This window comes from Amycolatopsis ultiminotia (assembly GCF_039536925.1).
GTDB lineage: Bacteria > Actinomycetota > Actinomycetes > Mycobacteriales > Pseudonocardiaceae > Amycolatopsis > Amycolatopsis ultiminotia.
Genome location: NZ_BAAAZN010000018.1, coordinates 168232 through 187617, shown reverse-complemented (window position 1 = coordinate 187617; position 19386 = coordinate 168232). Strand labels below are relative to the sequence as shown.

Here is a 19386-nt window from a genome sequence, read left to right as displayed (position 1 = left end):
CGTCGGTGCCCGCGACGCCCATCGCGATACCGATGTCGGCCAGCGCCAGCGCCGGGGCGTCATTGGTGCCGTCGCCGACGACCGCGACCGTGTGGCCCTCGGACTGCAATGCCCGGACCACGTCCTGCTTGTCCTCGGGCAGCACCTGCGCACGGAACTCGGCGATACCCAGTTCCGCCGCGACTGCCTGCGCGGTCTCCGGATGGTCGCCGGTGAGCAACACGATCCGCCGCACCCCGTCGCGGCGCAGTCCGGCCAGCACCTCGTGCGCCTCCGGCCGTACCGTGTCCCGCAACGACACCAACCCGGCCAGCCTGCCCTCCACCGACAGCAGCAACGGCGTCTCCGCGTCCCGCCGGAGCTTGTCCACCCAATGCCCGGCTTCGGCCGGAATCGGGACATTCTCCCGGCGCAGCAGCTCCACGCTGCCCAGCAGCAGGGTCCGGCCGTCGCTCTGGACTCGCATCCCCTGCCCCAGCAGCACGGTGCACTCCTCGTGCGGGGGCACCTCGATCCGCCGCTCCTCGGTCGAGCGCAACACCGCCTGCGCCAGCGGATGCCGCGAGTGGATCTCCGAGCTCGCCGCGTAGGCGAGGACCTGCTCGGGTGACCAGCCGGGGTCGAACGACACCACGTTCGTCACCACCGGACGTCCGACCGTCAGCGTCCCGGTCTTGTCGAAGACAACAGCGTCGACCCGGCCCGCTGCCTCCAGGTGCGCACCGCCCTTGATCAGGATCCCGCGCCGGGCGCCGTTGCCGATCGCGGCGCTGATCGCCGTCGGCGTGGCCAGTCCGACCGCACACGGGCACGCCACCAGCAGCATGGTCATCGCCCGGCGCACGTCGCGGGTCGCCAACAGGGTCAGCGCCGACAACGCGAACGACGCCGGCACGAAACGCCGCGAGAAGGCGTCCCCGACCGTCTGGATCGGCGCCCGGTCCGCCTGAGCCTGCTCGACCCGGGCGACGATCCGCCCGATCGCGGTGTCCGGGCCCACCGCGGTCGCCCGCACGACGAGCCGGCCCCGCAGCAGCACCGAGCCCGCATGCAGGACCGCACCCGGCGCGACGACGACCGGCAGCTGCTCGCCGGTGACCGCCGCCTGGTCGAGGATGCCGTCGCCCTCGACGACGACCCCGTCCACCGGCAGCACCACGTGCTCGTGCACGACGACCTCGTCGCCGAACCTCAGATCGGCGATGTCGGCCTCGGCCTCGGCACCGCCCGGCAGGCGGACCCACGTGCGGGTCTGCGCGCCGGTGAGCAGCTCCGAAATCGCCCGCCTGCTCCGCCGCAGCGTGAGGTCCTGCAAGTACTCGCCGATGTTCAACAGCCACAGCACCGTCAGTGCAACCACGTTCTCCCGCAACACCAGACTGGCCACGGTCGCGGCGGACACCAGCGCATCGGTTCCCGCGCCCCGCCCGCCGATCAGCGTCCGCAGCGCACCCCGCAGGAACGGGTAGCCGGTGAAAATCGTGACCGCGGTGGCGGCGGTCCGGCTCACCGGACCGAGCAGCGGCGGCCTGCGCAGGCCGTAGCGCCGGACGCCGAGCAGGGCAAGCGCAGCACCCCCAACCGCCAAGCGCAGCAGCTCCCCGGCGCGCGCGTCCTCCGACCGCGGCACCCGGCCGGACGGCTCGGCCCGATCCGCGCGCAGCCCGGCTTCGACCGCTGCCACCAGCTCGTCGCGATCGCAACGGCGATCGTCATACCAGACCACGACGCTGCCGCTGCGCGGATAAGCGTGCACCTGACGGACTCCGGCGACCCGGTCCGCGGCGTCCTCGACCGCGACCGCGCGCGCCGGGCTGCCGCACAACGCGTCGTCGCGGAACCGGGCTCGCCCGGCCGCGTCCGACACCAGAGTCAGCACGGTGTGCTCAGTGCTCGTGGCCGTGCCCGGCCGCCGCACCCGGCACCGGCGCCTGCTCGCCGATCCGCTCACGCGCCTCGCTCACCACATCAGCAGTCGCCAGCCGCACCTTTTCCGCGCTCGTCTCGGCGGTCCGGGCACCCTTCAGCCCCCACGACACCACAGTCACCGTCGCAGAACGGACTGCACCCGAACGGGCGACCCGCTTGACCCCGTCGTACACCGCCGCCCCAGCGACGCCGGTCACCACCAGCCCAGCCGCCTTAGCGGCGATCGCGTGCAACACCACCGAGCCTCCTCCGCCTTCCTGCCCCGCAACCGCGCCCATCACCGCAGCGACGACACACCGGCGAAGCGAAGCCGACAGCCTAACCGCGCCGGGCATGCCTGTCCTGACGACGAGACTACCTGAGAACGATTGTCATTGCAGACAGGGTGGCTGTTGCTAGGAAACCGGACAGGGCCCTCACGGAGGCGAGCATCGACAGCTCCGCTGATGACCGGCAAGCCATGCCCGGCGGCGCTTGCTCGACCACGCGCAGTTGGCCGGCTGTTCTCCTCAACCGCTCCCGCTCGGCGGGAAGACCGTCCGCCCGCACCGGCGAACGAGCCGTTCTTGCGCGTCTGCGGTCTCGCAATGACCGCACTGACGCCCAGCCGGGACAACACACGAGACTGCCGAAAGAACGTTGTGCGCCGCAGGGCGGTCCCTGCAGCGGAGTGCTGCCCGGCGGGCTCTGGCTTCTCCATCTGTCGTCAACAGGGGCTCGTGGGGCAATGCAGGCCGGCACGCCATCGGGCGGCGACCGCGCAGCTCCACGCCACGATCCCGACCGAACTGTCAGCCCGTGTGCGCTCGGCATCGTGAAGTGCCGGTCAAGACCACCGCCCCCCGCTGACCAGCGCGAGGGGCAAACAGCGACCTCACGAGGGGCAAAGCCTGCCCCACCGTCCCACTTCGCCTCAGACGCCAGCTAAGATATGACGACGCTCCCCCGCAATCCGCACGTGGCAGCAGGCCTGCCCCACGCCGCAGACCACTCCCACTCCATCAACTGGAAGCGCGCGTTCTCAAGCCAGGCGGGCGCTTCAACGACGACGTCGAGCTCTTGCCCAATCTGCAACCCGCTTTCGCCTCCAAAGTCCCTGCCACCGGAGACGCCACCCACGCCGGCGGACCTGCCCCCACCCAAGTCCCCGTCGCCCAGCACCAAGGCAAAGCAGGCGCAGTCCCGATAGTCCACGACGACACCGCCCCCGGCTGTGAACTATCCGCCGGCCGACTCGTCCTGCATCCCCCCTCAAATCCCGGATCTGCTCCGTCCTCCGGCCCACACGCCCACATACACCGGCACCACCAACGAATGCTGTTCGTCCTCTCCGGGCACCTCGCCATCGTCCACGGCACCCACGAACCCACCCTCAACGGACTCCCCGACAAGGTTCCGCTGATCGCCGTGCACGACGGCGGGAACGGGAACCTGCAGCGACCGGATCCTCGCTAAACCTTGCACGCGAGCCACCGATGAATTACGCACCTTCTAAGACTCTGGGCAGGTGCGGATCAACGATCCTATACTCCCTGATCCGGTCAGTGCCGCTATCCTCGGTGTGCAACCCTGATTCTTCTGCAGTGATGCTTTCCTGCTTACCACTCCATGGTGTCCAGACTTCGAATACCATGCGAAAACATCGCAGCACATCAACATTATGTGGATCCACGGCGACGCCTGAGCAGACCCGATCACAGCGAATCGTCACAGGCCGACCGTCACAATCCCGCCCTGGCCGACGCGCAGCCACGGCCCTGCACTTTCGCGCCACCGGTGCCCGCAGCCGGAGCCAGACTGGCCGATCCATCGGATATCACGAACTCAAGGGGCGAACGCACCCCACGCGTCCAGGGCCCCGACCATGCACGAAGGGACCGACCTCAGTAGCGAGCTTTCGCGACTTCAGCCGTGACGCGAAACGGGGTCAACAGGTGGGGTCTCAGCGCCCAGCAGCGAAACTCATGAAAGTAAAGATGCTGGTAGAGACCATGGTTTCCCTTGCCGACCGCCCTCCGGAGGCAGGTGTCGCAGGTTCGAATCCTGCCGGGGGCACGGCCAAGGATGGGAACGGGAGAGGTGCTAGCCATGGCGCCCCCGGGTTTTGTTGTGTTTGTGCTGGTTTGGCTGCCCGGACTACGTCGGCCTTCGCCACCTGTCAGTCGGCCATGACGTTCGTTGCTTGCTGGGAAGAAGTGGCCGGCACGCCACGCGGTGCGGCGGCGCCGACGAGATAGCTGTCGAGGGTCTTCCGGCGTTGCGCCAGGTTCCGCTCTTGCCGGGCGAGTTCGTCACGAACCTTACGAATACGAGCCAGCAGTGCTGAGCAATCCGCCTCCGCGCGCGTGTCTCCGGCCAGCGGAAGGCAGTCACGAATGACCGATGAGGACAGACCCGCGCTGAACAGGTCCTGGATGAACGCGACCCGCTCTACCGCCTCCGGCTGGTACTCCCGGTAGGCATTGGCGGTGCGGCGGCTGCACAGCAGGCCCTGTTGTTCGTAGTAGCGCAGGGAGCGACTGCTCACGCCGGTGGCTGCGCTGAGCTCTCCGATCCGCACGGCGATTCTCCGGACGTCTCCGATGTTGACCTTGACACTGATGACACAGTTTAGCGTTCTGGGCATGACAACCGCACCGCAGATGAAGGGCCGGACCGCGGTCGTGACCGGCGCCACGTCCGGCATCGGGGCCGAGATCACGGAGCAGTTGGCCGGACACGGCTCCCATCTCGTGCTGGTGGCTCGCTCCGCCGACCGCCTTGAGACGGCGGCGACCCGCTTACGCGTTCAGTACGGCGTCGATGTCCGCACGGTGTCCCTCGATCTCGCCAGCCGCGAATCACCCCGGCTGCTCGCGCACCAGCTCGCTGAGGCGGGGATCGAGGTGGAGATGCTGGTCAACAATGCCGCCGCCAGTCAAGTGGGTGCACTGACCGACACCGATCCGACACGGTTGCGCGCGATGCTGGAACTCAACGTCGGGGCACTGGCGGAACTGACCGCCTGGCTGCTTCCCGGCATGGTCCGACGCGGCCGCGGAGCGGTGCTCAACATCGCCAGCACGGGCGCCTACCAGCCGACGCCGTACATGGCGGCCTACGGCGCGTCCAAGTCCTTCGTACTCTCGTTCACCCAGGCCGTGTGGGCCGAGGTCGCCGGCACCGGCGTGCGGGTTGTGGCCGTCGTCCCGGGCCCCACCGACACTCCGATGAACGCAGCGGCGGCACCGCTGCGCAAACGTCAGCCCGCGGACGTGGCCCGCACCGCTCTGGGCGCGCTGAGCCGGCGACGGCCGGCGATTGTGGACGGTGGCGGCAACGCTCTGCAGACCTTTGTCTTCGGCAGACTGTTACCGGCCGCAATAGCCGCCCGTGCCGGGAAGCAGATCTTCGAATCCACGATCCTCCGTCGCTGACCCGCGACCACGGCTCACCTCGTTCGCGAAAGAAGAAAAACATGCCCGAACCGATCACGACGACAGCCCGCGAGCTGGACGGCCTGCGCGGCCGCCGCGTTCTCGTCACCGGCGGCAGCAAGGGAATCGGGCGCGCCGTCGCCTCCCGGCTCGCAGCCGTCGGCGCGACGGTCGTCGCGGCGGCCAGAAAAGAACCCGAGAGCCTGCCACCCGGGGTGAACTTCATCTCGGCCGACCTCGGCACAGCAGACGGCTGCGCCGAGCTGGTTACCGCCGCGACCGATCTGCTCGGCGGTGTCGACGCACTGATCAACAACGTCGGTGCCGGTACCCCACCGCCTGACGGACTGCTGTCCGCGTCGGACGACATCTGGGAACAGACACTCCAGCTGAACCTGCTGGCTTCGGTCCGCCTGGATCGCGCGGTGCTCCCCGGGATGATCGCACGGGGTAGCGGAGCGATCATCCACGTCACATCGGTGGGCGCATACCTACCGATCGGTCCCGATGCCCCCTACCAGGCAGCGAAGGCGGCACTGTCGACCTACAGCAAAGCACTGGCGAACGAGTTCGCTGCACGCGGTGTTCGGGTCAACCGGATCTCCCCCGGCCTGATCGCCAACGACGCAATTTCCGCACTGCTGGGACAGCCCGCCCACGGCGGTCCAGACGACCCCGCGGCGCAGACGCTCCAGAACTGGGTCGGCGGCATCCCCCTTGGCCGCCCCGGGCAGCCTGCCGAGGTCGCCGACCTGGTCACTTTTCTGGTTTCCGACCACGCCGCCTGGATCACCGGATCCGACTTCCGCATCGACGGCGGCTCATTCCAAGCTGTGTGACCGGCCACGTCAACGCCGATCCAAGGACCGGCCGGCGGGTTGGGTGATCGACACGCTGAACCTGTCGAGCCACTGCGCCGTCCGTACCCGAACGCCTGCCCGACTTGCCTCTTCGCAGCTTCCTCGCCGCCGTGGGGGAAGCTCGCGTAGACCTCCAGCAGCACCGAGACCGACTGACCGCGGCATGACGGAAGCCGTAGGGGCTGGCAACGAGTCGCCCTCGCTGCGCTTTCGATTCTTCCGCTCCGGCGCGTATGAGCGAGTGCGCGTCGGGAGTGGGTCACCGACCTTGGCGGACCCGCCGAGCGCTTTCAACCTGATCCGCAGCGAGCCCTACAAACCCAAGACGCTGACACAACGGTACAACCGGCCCGCCGATCGACTTGGCATCAACACCACCATCCGCTGCGTTCGGCACTATGCAGCGACCGAACCGATCGTCGCAGGCGTCGACATTCGCGCCGTGGCAGGCCCGCCCTCGGACTTCTTCGGACCTGGGAATGCGCAGTGGCACGCGGCCGGTCACGAGGCCTTGCGGACCACGCCGACCGACGTGATCCATCCCACACCAGATGACTCTTGCCGAAAGTGGGCACAGGTTTAGCCTGACCTTAAGTGAACTTAGTTAGGCTACGAGTCCGACGGTGGGAGAATCCCGTGCACATCGCCATTGGCGAGGGCAGATGCTGCGGGCCGGCCAGTATTCCTGGGTACGGAGGTCGCTTCGGTGGCGCGCGAGGCGGACGCGGAGGTCACGCTGGTGTCCGGTTTGGACACGCCACTATCCGATGTGCCGGGTCCGGAGCTCGGCAGCCTGCCCATCGAGCTGCATCGCGCGCACGAGATGCCGGTGTCGACCGGTTCGGTCCCCGGCAGCTGGTCGGGCCAGTACCACCGCAAGGTCCAGATCCACGGCCTGCCACGGGGGCCGACACGTTCGCGGTGACCGAGGGCAGCACGGCCGACGGCAAGCTCGTCGCGTTGTACGGCAAGAACAATGCCGTGCGCAGCACGGTCGGCGTCGGCATGGTGCGCTCCGTGCGGTCCGCACGTGCACACGTCGTCGCGCGGACGGCATGGGGCGAAGTCGTTACGCAGAAGGGAGTTCCGGCATGAGTGCAGTACCCGGCGAACAGTCGAGGGCCGGGGTGATCGGCCTGGGCATGATCGGCGGCGGAGTTGCGGTCAGCCTGGCCCGCAGCGGCCAGGCCCCCGCCGTCTACGACATCCGGCCGGAGGCCGCGGACGGGCTGGCCGGGGTGCCGGAGCCGCTCGGGTCGCCGGCCGAGGTGGCGCGCGCCAGCGATGTGGTGCTGATCGCCGTGGTCGACGCGGATCAGGCCAGGCAAGTGCTGTCCGGAAAGGACGGAGTGCTCGCGGGCGCGCATCCGGATCTGGTTGTGGTGCTGCTGTCGACGGTGGCGGTTCCGGTGGTGCACGAGCTGGCCGAGTCGTGCGCGAAGGACGGCGTCGAGCTGCTCGACTGCGGTGTCACGCCGGGAGACAAAGCCTTCGAAAACGGCATGGTCGCAATCCTCGGCGGCGACGAGTCCGCGGTGGCCAAGGCGATGCCGGTACTGTCCGGCTTCGCCAAGCAGGTCGTCCACTGTGGACCACTGGGTGCCGGGATGGCGGCCAAGATCGCTCGCAACGTCATCACCTACGGGACGTGGCGCGCCGTACACGAGGCCGCCGCACTGGCCGAAGCCGCCGGGGTGGCCCCGAACAAGCTGATTACCGTCGTCGAGGAGGCGGACCCCCAAGGCGCGACATTGTTCTCGTGGCTGCGGATGCGGCTGGCGGGCGAGGCGAGTCGAGCCCTCGCCGGACAGGTAAAACGGTTGCAGGACAAGGATCTCGCGGCAGCACAGGACCTGGCCGGACGCGTGCACGTGACGTTGCCACTGGTCGAGGTGGCCCGCGCGTGCGGCGCAGAAACGCTGGCGATCACGGCAGGGGAGAACGCGTGAGCAGCGAACGGGGCCGCGCGATGATGGACCAGGTCTACGGCGAAGGTTTCAGCAAAAGCCTGCCGGCGGAGACCACGCCGATGCTGGAGAAGACCGTCGAGCACCTCTTCGGCGAGATCTGGAGCCGCCCCGGGCTGTCGGTGCGCGACCGTCGGCTGCTGGTGCTCGGCGCGACCGCCGCACTGGGCCGGGCCGATCTGATCCGGATCCAGGTCCAGGGCGCACTCGCCGGCGGGGACCTGACCGCGGAACAGCTACGGGAAGCGGTGCTGCATTTGCAGTACTACGTCGGCTGGGGCAATGGAACCCAGGTGCACAACGGAGTCGAAGCAGCGCTGCACGCGCACGACGAGAAGGAGCACAAGTGACCGTCGAACTGCCCGAAATGCCGATGGTGCGCCAGCGATTGCTGGACCCGCCGGTGGAGTACGACCGGTTGCGGGCCGAGCAGCCGATCGTGCGGATGCGTTTCCCGAGCGGCCGGACCGGCTGGCTGGCGACCCGGTTCGAGGAGGGCAGCCAGGTGTTCTCCGACCCGCGGATGAGCGCCCGCCGTCCGCGCCACGACGTGCCGCCCGAGGAGGACGACGACCACGGCTCGGACGAGTCCGGCGAGGAGATCGACCCGACGTTCGTGTTCATGGACGAGCCCGACCACAGCGCCTACCGGCGGCTGCTGGCAGGCCGGTTCAGCCCGAAGTCGGTGCAGCAGAAGCTCCAGCCCTACATCGACCGGATCGTGGACGAACACCTCGCCGCCATCGAGTGCGCCGGCGCCGACGGCACCCCGGTCGACCTCGTCGAACACCTCGCGCTGCCGATCCCGTGCCTGGTGATCTGCGAACTGCTCGGCGTGCCCTACGCCGACCGCGACGGATTCCACCACGCCACCGAAGTGATGATGGACGTGAGCAAGACCCGCGCCGAACGCGGAAAGGGCGCCCGCTGGCTGCAGAACTACATCACCGGCCTCGTCACGGCGAAGAAGGCCGACCCGCAGTCGTCCGGACTGCTCGCCGACCTCATCCGCAGCAGCCAGGAGGACGGCTCGATCCTCACCGACAAGGACCTCGTCAGCATCGGCGTGCTGCTGCTGTTCGCCGGGCACGACACCACCATGGCGATGATCGGGCTGTCCGCCCTGACCCTGCTCACCCACGACGAACAACGCCGGCACCTGCAAGAGCACCCGGACAACATCGGCCCTGCCGTCGAGGAACTGCTGCGCTACCTCACCATCGTCCAGTTCGGACTCGGCCGGACCGCGAAAGAAGACCTGGAAATCGGCGGGCAGCAGATCACCAAGGGTGACCTCGTGGTCGTCGCGATGCCCGCCGCCAACCGCGACCCGCGCGCGTTCGACAACCCCGATACGCCGGACTTCGAACGGGCGAGGACCCGCCATCTCGCCTTCGGCTACGGCGTGCACCAGTGCCTCGGCCAGAACGTGGCCCGCGCCGAACTCAAGACGATCCTGCCCCGCCTGTTCGAGCGCTTTCCCCGCCTACGCCTGGCCACCCCGCTCGAAGACGTCGAAATGGACACCTACGGCACCAACTACGGGGTCCGCAAGATGCTCGTCACCTGGTGACGACCGACGCGTCGGGGTGGCGGTGCCGGGGCGCCGCCACCACGGCGTTTATCGTGAACCGGTGGTGAAAGGCAGGTCTTCGACCGGGTCCGGGCGGCCCCGCAGCCGACGGGGGCAGGGCGAGCGGCTACGCGCCGAAGTGCTCGACGCGGTCAACCGCCTGCTCGACGACTGGGGCAGCGACGAAAGACTGACCATGCGCGCGGTGGCCAAGGAGGTCGGCGTCGCTGCGCCGAGTATCTACCTGCATTTCGCCGACAAGGCCGAACTCGTCTGGGCGGCGCTGACCGACAAGTACGAGCAGCTCGCTCAGCAGATGCGCGCCGCCGACCAGCAGGCGGCCGCCGCCGGGGCGCGCGAACGGCTCCGGGCACAGGTCGCCGCCTACTGCCGGTTCGCGCACGAAAACGCCGGGCACTACCGGCTGATGTACGAGGTCCGCCAGCCCACCGCCGATCCGGCACGGATCGGGCACCACCCCTCGCGGCTGGTCTCCCGCGGACTGCGCCGCGCGCTGGCCCGGTGCGCCGACGAAGGCTATCCGCTCGCACTCCCCTTGCACCAAGCCGCACACACCCTGTGGACCGGACTCCACGGTCTCGTCTCGGTCCAGCACAGCCTCGCCATCAACACGCCGATGACCACGATCACCGACTTGGCCGACGGCCTCGTCGACGTCCTCGTCAGCACTGAGCGCACAGCCGGTCCCGGCTACCCGCAGTCGACCGAGGTCGACCGGCTCATCGCCGAAACCGTCCTCGACCACGACTGAATAGCGAGTTCACGAGGCCGCTGCGGCGGCCAGCCGAACCGCGCAGCTGCTGGCAGGACACGCGACCGGCCCCTCCAGCCGCGCGGCCAGTGCGACGCACTCCGCGAATGCCGGCGTCGGCGCCTCGTTGTCGCCTCAGGCCGAGCGACGACCTGCGCACCGAGGCGGTCGGCAAGCTTGCGTCGGTCGCCGCGTTCGGTGCCTTCGACGCCGGCGATCAGCCGACGTCGGCGACGGTCCGATAGGCCAGGTCGTCCCGGCTCTGCGAGAGGGCCGGCCAGTTGTTCTCCGGCGTCGGGAAATCGACCGGGCTGATCGGGAGGGAGAAGTTGCGGAGGAAGTCGCGGCGGAGGATTCTCCACTGCCCGTTTCGACGTTCGAACACATCGTGGTAGCGGTTCGAGTTCAGCCAGTTCAGTTCCGGGTCGTCACCGGGTTCGCGCCAGTAGAAGGAGAACTGGTAAGTCTCCGCCACCGCTCGATCCCCGTCGACCTCGATGAGCATGTTGCAGAGGTGGTGCTGCGAAGCGGTGAAATCACCGAACCCGGCCCATTCCTGGTCGAAGAACTCCTCGGCGGTACCGGTGTGGAGCCTGCCGTGCCTGCCGATGTGCACGTCGACGGCGCCCGGCCAGAAACAGGAGAGCGTCAGCTCCTTGTCCATGCGGTCGACACCGCGGCAGTATCGGCACATCAGCTCGTAGATCTCTTGTTTGGCCAGCAAGGTCAGAAGTCGTTCATCGAGGTCCACACTGTCCTCCGGTTGTTCCGCCGACCGACTGCTTCCCGACACATGGTGCTCGGTCACCCGGCCCGGCCACTGTCAAATAGCCGACAGTTCGCCGGGTGGCCGGACCCGCACCACGACCGCACGTCGCCAGGTGCCACACCGGTTTCGTTCGCCCTCAGCGCAGCAATGCGATAACCGGGGCGAACGCTTCGAGCTCCAGCTCGTTCACGGTCACGTAGCCGAACCCAAAGCGCCTGCGGTTCTCCCGCAACCTGTCGGCGATTTCCGCGGCAGTGCCGAAATACGCCGTGGGCAGTTCGGCGATTTGGGCGACGGTCAGATCCGGAAGCTCTTCCTGTGCCTTGACCAACGCGGTTTCTCGATCATCGGTGATCACCAGGTGATAGACGGAGATGTTGAACTCCACGTCGTCGGCTCGGTTCCCGAGCTTCCCGCGGACGAACTCGACCCGCTCTGCGATCGCGCCGGCATCGGCGAGACCCGGCCGACAGCCCGTGTTGCCGTGCACGGTACCGCTGAAACCGACGATGTCGGCGTGCCCGGCCGCGAGTGTGAGTACCCGGTCACCGCGACCGGCGATCAGCAGCGGCGGGCCGGACCGCTGCGCGGGCCGGGGCTCCTGGCCGGGATCGGCGTAACACCGCTCGAGTTCGGCGACAGTGCGCTCCAGCTGGTCGACCCGGCGCCCGGCGGTTTCCCAGGGGATGCCGGCGGCTTCGAACTCCGCCTTCAGGTACCCGCCGCCGAGGCCGATCTCGATCCGGCCATCGGTGAACCGGTCGGTTCCGGCGACCTCCCGGGCGAGCAGCGTCGGGTGGTAGAACGCGGCGTTGAGCACGAAGGTCGTCAGTCGTACTCGTTCGGTCGCCTCCGCCGCGAGCACCATCGCCGGGAACGGCGGAGCAAGGCCGAGGTGGTCGGCGACCCCGATGACGTCGTAGCCGAGCTTTTCGGCCCGGCGGCATTTCGCCATCCACTCGGCCCGCGACGACGGCACGAACATGGTGACTCCGAAACGAAACGGTTTCTCACTCATGGTTGCCTCTTCGTTCGCGTCGTGCGGTTCAGCCGGCCGAGCCGAACCACCGGTTCAGCGCCGAGCGGAGCGCGTGCTGGTCGGTGCCTGCCCAGGCGACGTAACCGTCGGGACGGATGAGCAGCGCGCCTGCCGGAGCTTCTTCGGCTTTCGCGGAGACCCTGGCCACCCGATCGGCCCACGGTGCCACGGCATCGGCGAGCTCGGTGCCGCCGGTGAGGTCCAGCAGCAGGGGGCGCGCGTCGTGCAGGAGTTCGGCGAGGCGGTGCGCACGCCCGTCCTCGGTCAGCACGTCCAGGATCGGGACGAACCACCCGGTGGGCGCGGCGGGGTGCTCCTCCCCCATGTCGTACCGCACGTCCGCCCCGGCCATCAGGTCGGCGATCTGCTGGACGTTTTCCTTGCGGGTCAGCAATTCCGTGAACAACTGCCGGAGGGCGGTCACGTCGGCACCCGGTGCCATCAGCGCGGTCTGGGACTGGGTCTGCATGAACACCCGCTGCCCGATCGCGCGGCGTTCGGTCTCGTAGGTGTCCAGCAATCCCTTCGGGGCCCAGCCGTGCACCTCGGCCGCGAGCTTCCAGGCCAGGTTCGCGGCGTCCTGCAACGCGAGGTTCAGGCCGGGCCCGCCCGCGGCGGCGTGCACATGCGCGGCGTCGCCTGCGATGAACACCCGCCGATCGCGGTAATGCTCCGCCAGCCGGGTGTTCCGGCCGCACAGGCGGCGCAGCAGCGCCGGGGAACCGGCCGGGGGCGGGACCAGGGGAACCCGCACGCCGAGGACCCGTTCGACGCTGTCTTCCATTTCCTCGATCGTCATCGGTTTGCCGGGGCCGGGGAAGTTCCCGGCGGGGTGGTCCTCCCATTCGATCGTGTGCAGGAACGCGTGCTCGGAATCGGAGAAGGAGATGGTGAGAACACCTCGTTCGGTGCGGTGGAAGTTCGCCTCGATCTCACCGAACCCGTCGATCGCGACTCGCCCGTCCGGGGCGGGCCGCAGCCCCTCGTGCGCACCGATGAGCATCGACCGGTCGACGACGCGTCCGTCGGTGATTCCGTGGAACCCGATGCCGGACTGCTTGCGGACGACACTGTGCGCGCCGTCGCAGCCGACGACGAACCTGGCGCTGAACGTCGTCTCGGCACCTGCCTCGTCCGACGCGACGACCTCGACGTGGTCCTCCGCCTGGCTGAAGGCCCGCACGTCGTACCCGCGACGCACGTCGACTCCCAGCTCGGCCGCCCGCTCGCCGAAGGCGCGCTCGATGTCACGCTGAACGACACGGTGGGCGTACATGGAGTTGTCCGCACCGAGGACGTGCAACGGCAGTGTTATCGCCCCGAAGAAGAACTCGGGGACAGGTACGGGCGCTCCCGTTCCGCCGGTGCGCTCGAACAGGCCGCGGTGGTCCAACAGGCGCACCACCTGCCCGGTGAGCCCGTGCGCCTTGTCCGCCTGGTTCGCGCCGGGCAGCCGCTCCAGGACCACCGGGTCGATGCCGGCGAGCTTGAGTTCGCAGGCGAGGAAAAGACCGACCGGCCCACCACCGACGACGATCGCATCGAACATCACGAGTGTTTCCTTTCACGGCCCGGGAAAAGCGTTTGTGCGCGGAGATCGTCGAATCCGGCACCCAGCCGGGCAAACGCCGCACGCAACAGCGGAAACAGTTCGACGGCCGGTTCGGCCCGGAGCCAGAAGTCCACCGTCGCCAGTTGTGTGCTCAGAGCGGCGTTGGCGACCAGTCGCGGAAGGATGTCCGCGGTGCCGTCCACGCCCAGCCGCTGCGCGATCGCCTTGGCAAGTTCCTCGGTCGCCACCCGCGATCCGCGAGCAGTGGCGTCCTGCATGTCCGGTTCGCTGAGGACGGCGGCGAGGCTGTCCTGTTCTTCCCTCGGCTGCGCGGCGGTGACCTCGAGGCGCTCCGAGTACGGCTCGACGACGACTGCCGTGATCGCGTCCCACAACGGTTCGCCCGCGGGCCGTTCGAGCAGGGCCTGCGCCGCCTTGCGCGTCCGCTGGACGTGCCGGTCGGCGATGGCTTCTTCCTTGCTGGCGAAGTAGTTGCTGAACGTCCGGCGGGACACCCCGACCCGCTCGACGATGTCCTCCACCCGGACGTTGGCCAAGCCGTGTTCCTTCGCCAGCAGCACCGTGGTCAGGCTCAGCTGGTCACGCAGTTCGCGACGCTTCCGCTCCCGTAGTCCGCTCGCCATACCCCGAGACTAACAGAACTTGCGCAGTGTGCAACTTTGCCCTTTGGGCAATTATCTGCACCTTCACAGCAGCGTGGGGTCCGCGCCGCCGTCGACGGTCACGGTGCTGCCGGTGACGTAACCCGCTTGTTCGGAGGCCAGGAAAAGCGCGGCGGCAGCGACCTCGGCGGGGGTGCCGAACCGGCCCGCCGGGATGAATTCGTCCGCGATGGCACGGCGCTGCCGTTCGTCGGGGAATTGGCTTTCGTTGATCTGGTGGGACTCGATGAGCCCCACGGTCACGGTGTTGACCGTGACCCCGGTCCTCGCGACCTCCCTGGCAGTCATCTTCGCCACGTTGACGAGCCCGTACTTCGCGATCGTGCCCATGTTGAACTGCTGCGGGGCACGGTAGGCGGCGCCGGTGACGTTGATGATCCTTCCCCACCCGCGCTCGCGCATCCCGGGAAGCACCGTTCGGGTGACCTCGACGTGGCTGAGGAAATTGAGCTGGCTGCTCGCGTGCCATTCTTCGGTGGTGCTCTCGAGCGAGGCGGGCATCGACCGGCCGGCGTTGTTCACCACGATGTCGATTCCCCCGAACCCGGCGATCGCCGCCTCGGCGGCCGCTGCCGGTTGGCCCGGCACGCCGAAGTCCGCGGAGTGCCATCGGCAGCGAACGTCGTACCGCGCCTCGATTTCCTCGGCGGTCCGGGCGAGCAGCTCGGAGCCGCGCGCGATGAGGAACAGGTCCACCCCTTCGCCCGCCAGCGCGTCCACCACCCCGCGCCCGATTCCCTGTGTGGCACCGCTGACCAGAGCGCGACGTCCGGCGATTCCCAAATCCATGTCGATCGTCACCATTTCTGTTCGTCGGGAGAAATCAGACCGGATTCCGCAACGCACGGTGAGTGCCGAAAACGCGACCGGAATAGACCAGCGGATCGCCCTTCAGTGCATCGGCGGCCAGGACCCGGCCCGGTACGAGAAGGTGGTCACCGCCTTCGACCAGTTCGCCGGTACGGCAGGCGAGCCAGCCGGAACCGCCGAGGCGGGGCAGGCCGTGGTCGGCGGTCCAGCCGACCCCGTCGAACTTCGCGGCGCCCCCTTTGCGGGAGAACGTCAGTGCCAGATCCGACTGACCGGCGCCGAGGACGTTGACCCCGAAGTGGCCGGTGGTACGCACCATGGCCAGCAGCTCGGAGCCGTGGTCGAGGCAGATGACCACCATCGGCGGGGTCATCGACAGCGACGCGAACGCGCTGACCGTGGTGCCGTGCGGCACGCGGTCCGCCATCGCGGTGATCACCGCGACCGGGGACGGTACCGCGGCCATCACGTCGCGGAACCGGTCGGCCAAGCCGGGAACTGCCGCTGCCGCGGGGTGCTCAGCGGCCGTTCGGTGGTCGAAATCGGTGGTTCGCATGAGCTCTTCTCCTCTTGAACCGGGTTGGTGTGCGGGCCGGTCAGCTGCCCTGCTCCGTGGTCGCGCTCAGCCGCGCGCGCAACTCGGCGAGCTCGCCCCGGTAGGCGGCCGCGTTCCGCACCTTGATGTCCTCGTACCCCCGGACGGTGTCGGGCAGGCCGGCGATCCGCACCGCCAGTGCGTGGCTGCCCGGGTCGACCCGCTCGGCCAGCTCCGCCACCACCTGCTCGTACTCCCGCACGAGGTCGCGTTCGAGCCGCCGCACCCTGGCCGGGCCGAACGGGTCGAACGGGGTCCCGCGGAGCCGGCGCAGCACCGTCAGCAGCCGGAACACCGGCCGGAACCACGGTCCGAGACTGATCTTGCGGCGCAGGCCCATGGCCCGCAGGACCGGCGGGTGCAACCGGAAGGACACCCTCGCGCCCGCACCGAACCGTTCCCGGACGTCCGCATCCACGGCGGGGTCCAGTGCCAGCCGCGCGACCTCGTACTCGTCCTTGTAGGCCATCAGCCGGTGCAGGTGGTGTGCCACGGCCTCGGTCAGCTCGGACGAACCGGGGACCCGCTCGTCCTCGGCCCGGTGGACCCTGGCGACCTGCTCCACGTACCGGCGCGCGTAGCGCAGATTCTGGTAGGCGACGAGATCCGGCACGCGGATGCGGAGCAGCCGATCCAGCTCGGACCCGGCGGGCGCACCCACCAGCCCGAGCAGTTCGCGGATCTCCGCGCCCGGCTCGGCGGGCAGTTCGCCGGACGGCTCGGCGGGCGGCTCGGCGGCGTCGGCCCGGCCGAGCCGGAACGCGAGCAGATTGGCCTGTACCGCAACGCCGTTGACGCTGATGGCCTCCTCGAGCGCTTCCGGCGGGAGTGGGAGCGCGCCCCGCTGCACGGCCATGCCGGCGAGATAAAGGTTGGCGTACTGGTCGTCGCCGAACAGCTCACGGCTGCGCCGCCGGGCGTCGACGAACACCGCGTCCCGGGTCGCACCCGCGATCCGGTCGGTCAGCTCGCCGATCGGCGGGAAAGCGGCCGCGACGTCCGAGACCATCCGGCCGGTCGGCACCTCGGCGGTGGACACCAGGGCCACCGTCCGCTCGCGTGACACGGCGGCGAGGTGCGCCGGGTCGGCCGCGACCAGGATGTCCGCGCCGAGGTAACAGTCCACCTCGCCCTGCGCCGCTTTCGGCGCGCGCTCCCACGGCCCGACGCTGAGCGCGACGTCCGCGATGACCGCGCCGCCCTTCTGCGCGAGCCCGGTCTGGTCGAGCGTCTTGACCTCGCGGCCGGCGAGCATCCCGGCGACCCCGATGATCTGCGACAGCGTGACGACCCCGGACCCGCCGACCCCGGCGATCCGCAGCACATGCCGGTCGGTGCGCCCGGCCGGCACCGGCTCCGGCAGCGGGCCGGGATCCGCCGGCAGCGCCTTCTTCGCCGCTTTCCCTTGGCGCACAGTGAGAAACGACGGGCAGTCGCCATCGAGGCAGGAGAGGTCGCTGTTGCACGAGGGCTGGTCGATCCGGGTCTTGCGGCCGAACTCCGTCTCGACCGGCTGCACGGACAGGCAGTTGGACTTCGCCCCGCAGTCGCCGCAGCCCTCGCAGACCCGCTCGTTGATCAGCACCTTGTCGAGCGGCGCCTTGAGTTGCCCGCGCTTGCGCTTGCGGCGCACCTCGGTCGCGCACTCCTGGTCGTGGATCAGCACCGTCACGCCCGGCACCTCGGCGAGTTCGCGCTGCGTCTCGACGAGCCGGTCACGGTGGCGCACCTTGACCCCGCGGGCCAGCCGGATCCGGCGGAACCGGCTCGGATCCTCGGTCGTCACCACGATCTTCGCGACGCCCTCCGCCTGCAGCCAGCGGGTCAGCTCGGGTAGCCCCATCCGGCCCTCGGGCTGCTGGCCGCCGGTCATCGCGACCGCGGAATTGTGCAGCAGCTTGTAGGTGATCGACACGCCCGCCGCCACCGCCGCCCGGATCGCCAGGCTGCCGGAATGGTGGAAGGTGCCGTCACCGAGGTTCTGCACCAGGTGACCGGTGCTCAGGAACGGCGCCATGCCGATCCACTGCGCCCCCTCACCGCCCATCTGCGTCAGCCCGGTGACGTCCCCGACCTGGGCCGGGTCCATGAACAGCACCATCGCGTGGCAGCCGATGCCACCGCCGACGAGGGTGCCGTCGGGGACCTTCGTGGAGCTGTTGTGCGGGCAGCCGGAACAGAAGTAGGGCGTGCGCGTGACCATCGGGAGCTCGATCCGGGACGCGACCGGAGCAGTCGTGACCGGCAGGAATTCGCCGAGCCTGCGGCCGAGCCCGGTGGCGATGGCGTCGGCGCCCAGCTCGCCGGAGTGCGAGAGCAGCGCCCGCCCGTCCGGGTCCTTCTTGCCCGAGACCCGTGGTGCGCCGGGCCGGCCGTACAGCAGTTCCTTCACCGCCGTCTCGATCATCGGCCGCTTTTCCTCGACGACCACGATCTCGTCGAGGCCCTCGGCGAACTCCGCCAGGATCGTCGGTTCGACCGGGTGGACCAGGCCGAGGCGCAGCACCCGGATCCGGTCGTCGCCGGCCACGCCGAGTGCGTCGAGCGCCTGGTCGACGGCGAGCGCAGTGGCCCCGGCGCAGACGATCCCGATCCGCGCCCGCGGCCCCGCCGCGGTGATGCGGTTGAGCTCGTTGAGCCGCGCGTACCGCAGTGCGGTCTCGAGCCGGATCCCGGACTGCGACTCCTCCAGCCGCCCGAGCACAGGCTGGGCGAACTGGGCGGTGACGGTGTGCCGGAATCCGCCGTCCGGCAGGACCGGGGACACCCGGTCCGGGTCGACCCGGACCAGCCCGGCCCCGTCGGCGACCTGGGTGGCGATCTTCAGCGCGGTCCACAACCCCGACGCCCGCGACATCGCCACCGCGTGCAGGCCGAGGTCGAGGACCTCCTGCGGATCGGCCGGGCTGAGCACCGGCATCCCGAGGTCGGCGAGCAGCCGTTCGGAGGTACCGGGCACGGTGGACGACTTCGCCCCCGGGTCGTCGCCGACCAGCACGACCGCGCCGCCCTCGGGGTGCGTGCCCATCAGGTTGGCGTGCCGCAGCGCGTCCGCGGCGCGGTCGAGGCCGGGGGTCTTGCCGTACCAGAACCCGGCGACGCCGGAGACCGTCCGCTCGTCCCGGGTCGCGGCGAGCTGGGTGCCGGCGACGGCGGTGGCGGCCAGTTCCTCGTTCACCGCGGGCCGGAAGACGATCTCCTCCTCGTCGAGCAGGGCACGCTGCCGGGCCAGCTCCAGGTCGTAGCCCGCCAGCGGCGAACCCTCGTACCCGGAGACGAACACCCCGGTGTCCCGGCCCGCCCGGCGATCGGCCCGCCGGACGTCGAGCGGCAGCCGGGCCAGCGCCTGTACCCCGGTGAGGTGCACGGTGCCCGTGCCGAGCAGGTAACGATCGGTCAAGACGGTCGACGACGTCACGGT

General features: G+C 69.4%; 20 protein-coding genes. 10 read left to right on the top strand and 10 right to left on the bottom strand.

Annotated features, from left to right (window positions below; all coding sequences use genetic code 11):
* A partial coding sequence (locus ABD793_RS33130; protein ID WP_344867216.1) for a heavy metal translocating P-type ATPase occupies positions 1-1879 on the bottom strand: 1879 nt, incomplete at its 3' end.
* 7 nt (positions 1880-1886) lie between these two features.
* Positions 1887-2168, bottom strand: a complete 282-nt coding sequence (locus tag ABD793_RS33125) for a DUF1490 family protein (RefSeq protein WP_344867215.1) — start codon at positions 2166-2168, stop codon at positions 1887-1889.
* Between the two features lie 1075 nt (positions 2169-3243).
* On the opposite strand from ABD793_RS33125, the gene ABD793_RS33120 reads away from it, so the two are divergent.
* Entirely contained in the window at positions 3244-3384 is a 141-nt protein-coding gene (locus ABD793_RS33120; protein ID WP_344867214.1) for a hypothetical protein, read from the top strand.
* Between the two features lie 703 nt (positions 3385-4087).
* On the opposite strand, the gene ABD793_RS33115 is transcribed toward ABD793_RS33120, so the two are convergent.
* Positions 4088-4489 carry a MerR family transcriptional regulator gene (locus ABD793_RS33115; protein WP_344867213.1) on the bottom strand — a complete coding sequence of 134 codons (402 nt, stop codon included), beginning with the start codon at positions 4487-4489 and terminating at the stop codon, positions 4088-4090.
* 40 nt (positions 4490-4529) lie between these two features.
* On the opposite strand from ABD793_RS33115, the gene ABD793_RS33110 reads away from it, so the two are divergent.
* From ABD793_RS33110 to ABD793_RS33070, 9 genes are all read left to right on the top strand, one after another.
* Complete coding sequence (locus ABD793_RS33110; protein WP_344867225.1) at positions 4530-5345, top strand: SDR family NAD(P)-dependent oxidoreductase; 816 nt, start codon at positions 4530-4532, stop codon at positions 5343-5345.
* Between the two features lie 41 nt (positions 5346-5386).
* Positions 5387-6184, top strand: coding sequence for an SDR family oxidoreductase (locus ABD793_RS33105; protein WP_344867212.1), 798 nt, complete (start codon positions 5387-5389; stop codon positions 6182-6184).
* A 184-nt stretch (positions 6185-6368) separates the two neighbouring features.
* A complete protein-coding gene (locus ABD793_RS33100; RefSeq protein ID WP_344867211.1) occupies positions 6369-6788 on the top strand; it encodes a hypothetical protein in 420 nt (139 codons plus the stop codon).
* A gap of 123 nt (positions 6789-6911) precedes the next feature.
* On the top strand, positions 6912-7130 hold the full coding sequence (locus tag ABD793_RS33095; RefSeq protein WP_344867210.1) for a hypothetical protein: 219 nt from the start codon (positions 6912-6914) through the stop codon (positions 7128-7130).
* Positions 7127-7300, top strand: coding sequence for a hypothetical protein (locus ABD793_RS33090; RefSeq protein WP_344867209.1), 174 nt, complete (start codon positions 7127-7129; stop codon positions 7298-7300). Before ABD793_RS33095 ends, ABD793_RS33090 begins: the two co-directional genes overlap by 4 nt.
* The gene (locus ABD793_RS33085) at positions 7297-8154 is read left to right on the top strand and encodes an NAD(P)-dependent oxidoreductase (protein ID WP_344867208.1); all 858 of its coding nucleotides are present in this window, start codon (positions 7297-7299) and stop codon (positions 8152-8154) included. The genes ABD793_RS33090 and ABD793_RS33085 overlap by 4 nt, the downstream gene beginning before the upstream one ends.
* Positions 8151-8522 carry a carboxymuconolactone decarboxylase family protein gene (locus ABD793_RS33080; protein ID WP_344867207.1) on the top strand — a complete coding sequence of 124 codons (372 nt, stop codon included), beginning with the start codon at positions 8151-8153 and terminating at the stop codon, positions 8520-8522. Before ABD793_RS33085 ends, ABD793_RS33080 begins: the two co-directional genes overlap by 4 nt.
* On the top strand, positions 8519-9745 hold the full coding sequence (locus ABD793_RS33075) for a cytochrome P450 (protein WP_344867206.1): 1227 nt from the start codon (positions 8519-8521) through the stop codon (positions 9743-9745). The genes ABD793_RS33080 and ABD793_RS33075 overlap by 4 nt, the downstream gene beginning before the upstream one ends.
* Positions 9746-9806: 61 nt before the next feature.
* Positions 9807-10517 carry a TetR/AcrR family transcriptional regulator gene (locus ABD793_RS33070; RefSeq protein WP_344867205.1) on the top strand — a complete coding sequence of 237 codons (711 nt, stop codon included), beginning with the start codon at positions 9807-9809 and terminating at the stop codon, positions 10515-10517.
* Positions 10518-10734: 217 nt separating this feature from the next.
* Here the strand turns inward: ABD793_RS33070 and ABD793_RS33065 are convergent, their stop codons facing one another.
* The 7 genes from ABD793_RS33065 to ABD793_RS33035 all read right to left on the bottom strand — a co-directional run bounded on the left by ABD793_RS33065 (position 10735) and on the right by ABD793_RS33035 (position 19383).
* Positions 10735-11268 (bottom strand): nuclear transport factor 2 family protein, encoded by a 534-nt coding sequence (locus tag ABD793_RS33065; protein ID WP_344867204.1) that lies wholly within the window; start codon positions 11266-11268, stop codon positions 10735-10737.
* A gap of 154 nt (positions 11269-11422) precedes the next feature.
* Positions 11423-12304, bottom strand: a complete 882-nt coding sequence (locus ABD793_RS33060; protein WP_344867203.1) for an LLM class F420-dependent oxidoreductase — start codon at positions 12302-12304, stop codon at positions 11423-11425.
* Positions 12305-12332: 28 nt separating this feature from the next.
* A complete protein-coding gene (locus tag ABD793_RS33055; RefSeq protein ID WP_344867202.1) occupies positions 12333-13874 on the bottom strand; it encodes an FAD-dependent monooxygenase in 1542 nt (513 codons plus the stop codon).
* Positions 13874-14521 (bottom strand): acyl-CoA-like ligand-binding transcription factor, encoded by a 648-nt coding sequence (locus ABD793_RS33050; RefSeq protein ID WP_344867201.1) that lies wholly within the window; start codon positions 14519-14521, stop codon positions 13874-13876. The genes ABD793_RS33055 and ABD793_RS33050 overlap by 1 nt, the downstream gene beginning before the upstream one ends.
* A 63-nt stretch (positions 14522-14584) precedes the next feature.
* A complete protein-coding gene (locus tag ABD793_RS33045; RefSeq protein ID WP_344867200.1) occupies positions 14585-15349 on the bottom strand; it encodes an SDR family oxidoreductase in 765 nt (254 codons plus the stop codon).
* Between the two features lie 34 nt (positions 15350-15383).
* Positions 15384-15926: a flavin reductase family protein gene (locus ABD793_RS33040; RefSeq protein WP_344867199.1), complete on the bottom strand. Its 543-nt coding sequence runs from the start codon at positions 15924-15926 to the stop codon at positions 15384-15386.
* Between the two features lie 40 nt (positions 15927-15966).
* A complete protein-coding gene (locus ABD793_RS33035) occupies positions 15967-19383 on the bottom strand; it encodes an indolepyruvate ferredoxin oxidoreductase family protein (RefSeq protein ID WP_344867198.1) in 3417 nt (1138 codons plus the stop codon).
* Positions 19384-19386 lie beyond the last annotated feature (3 nt).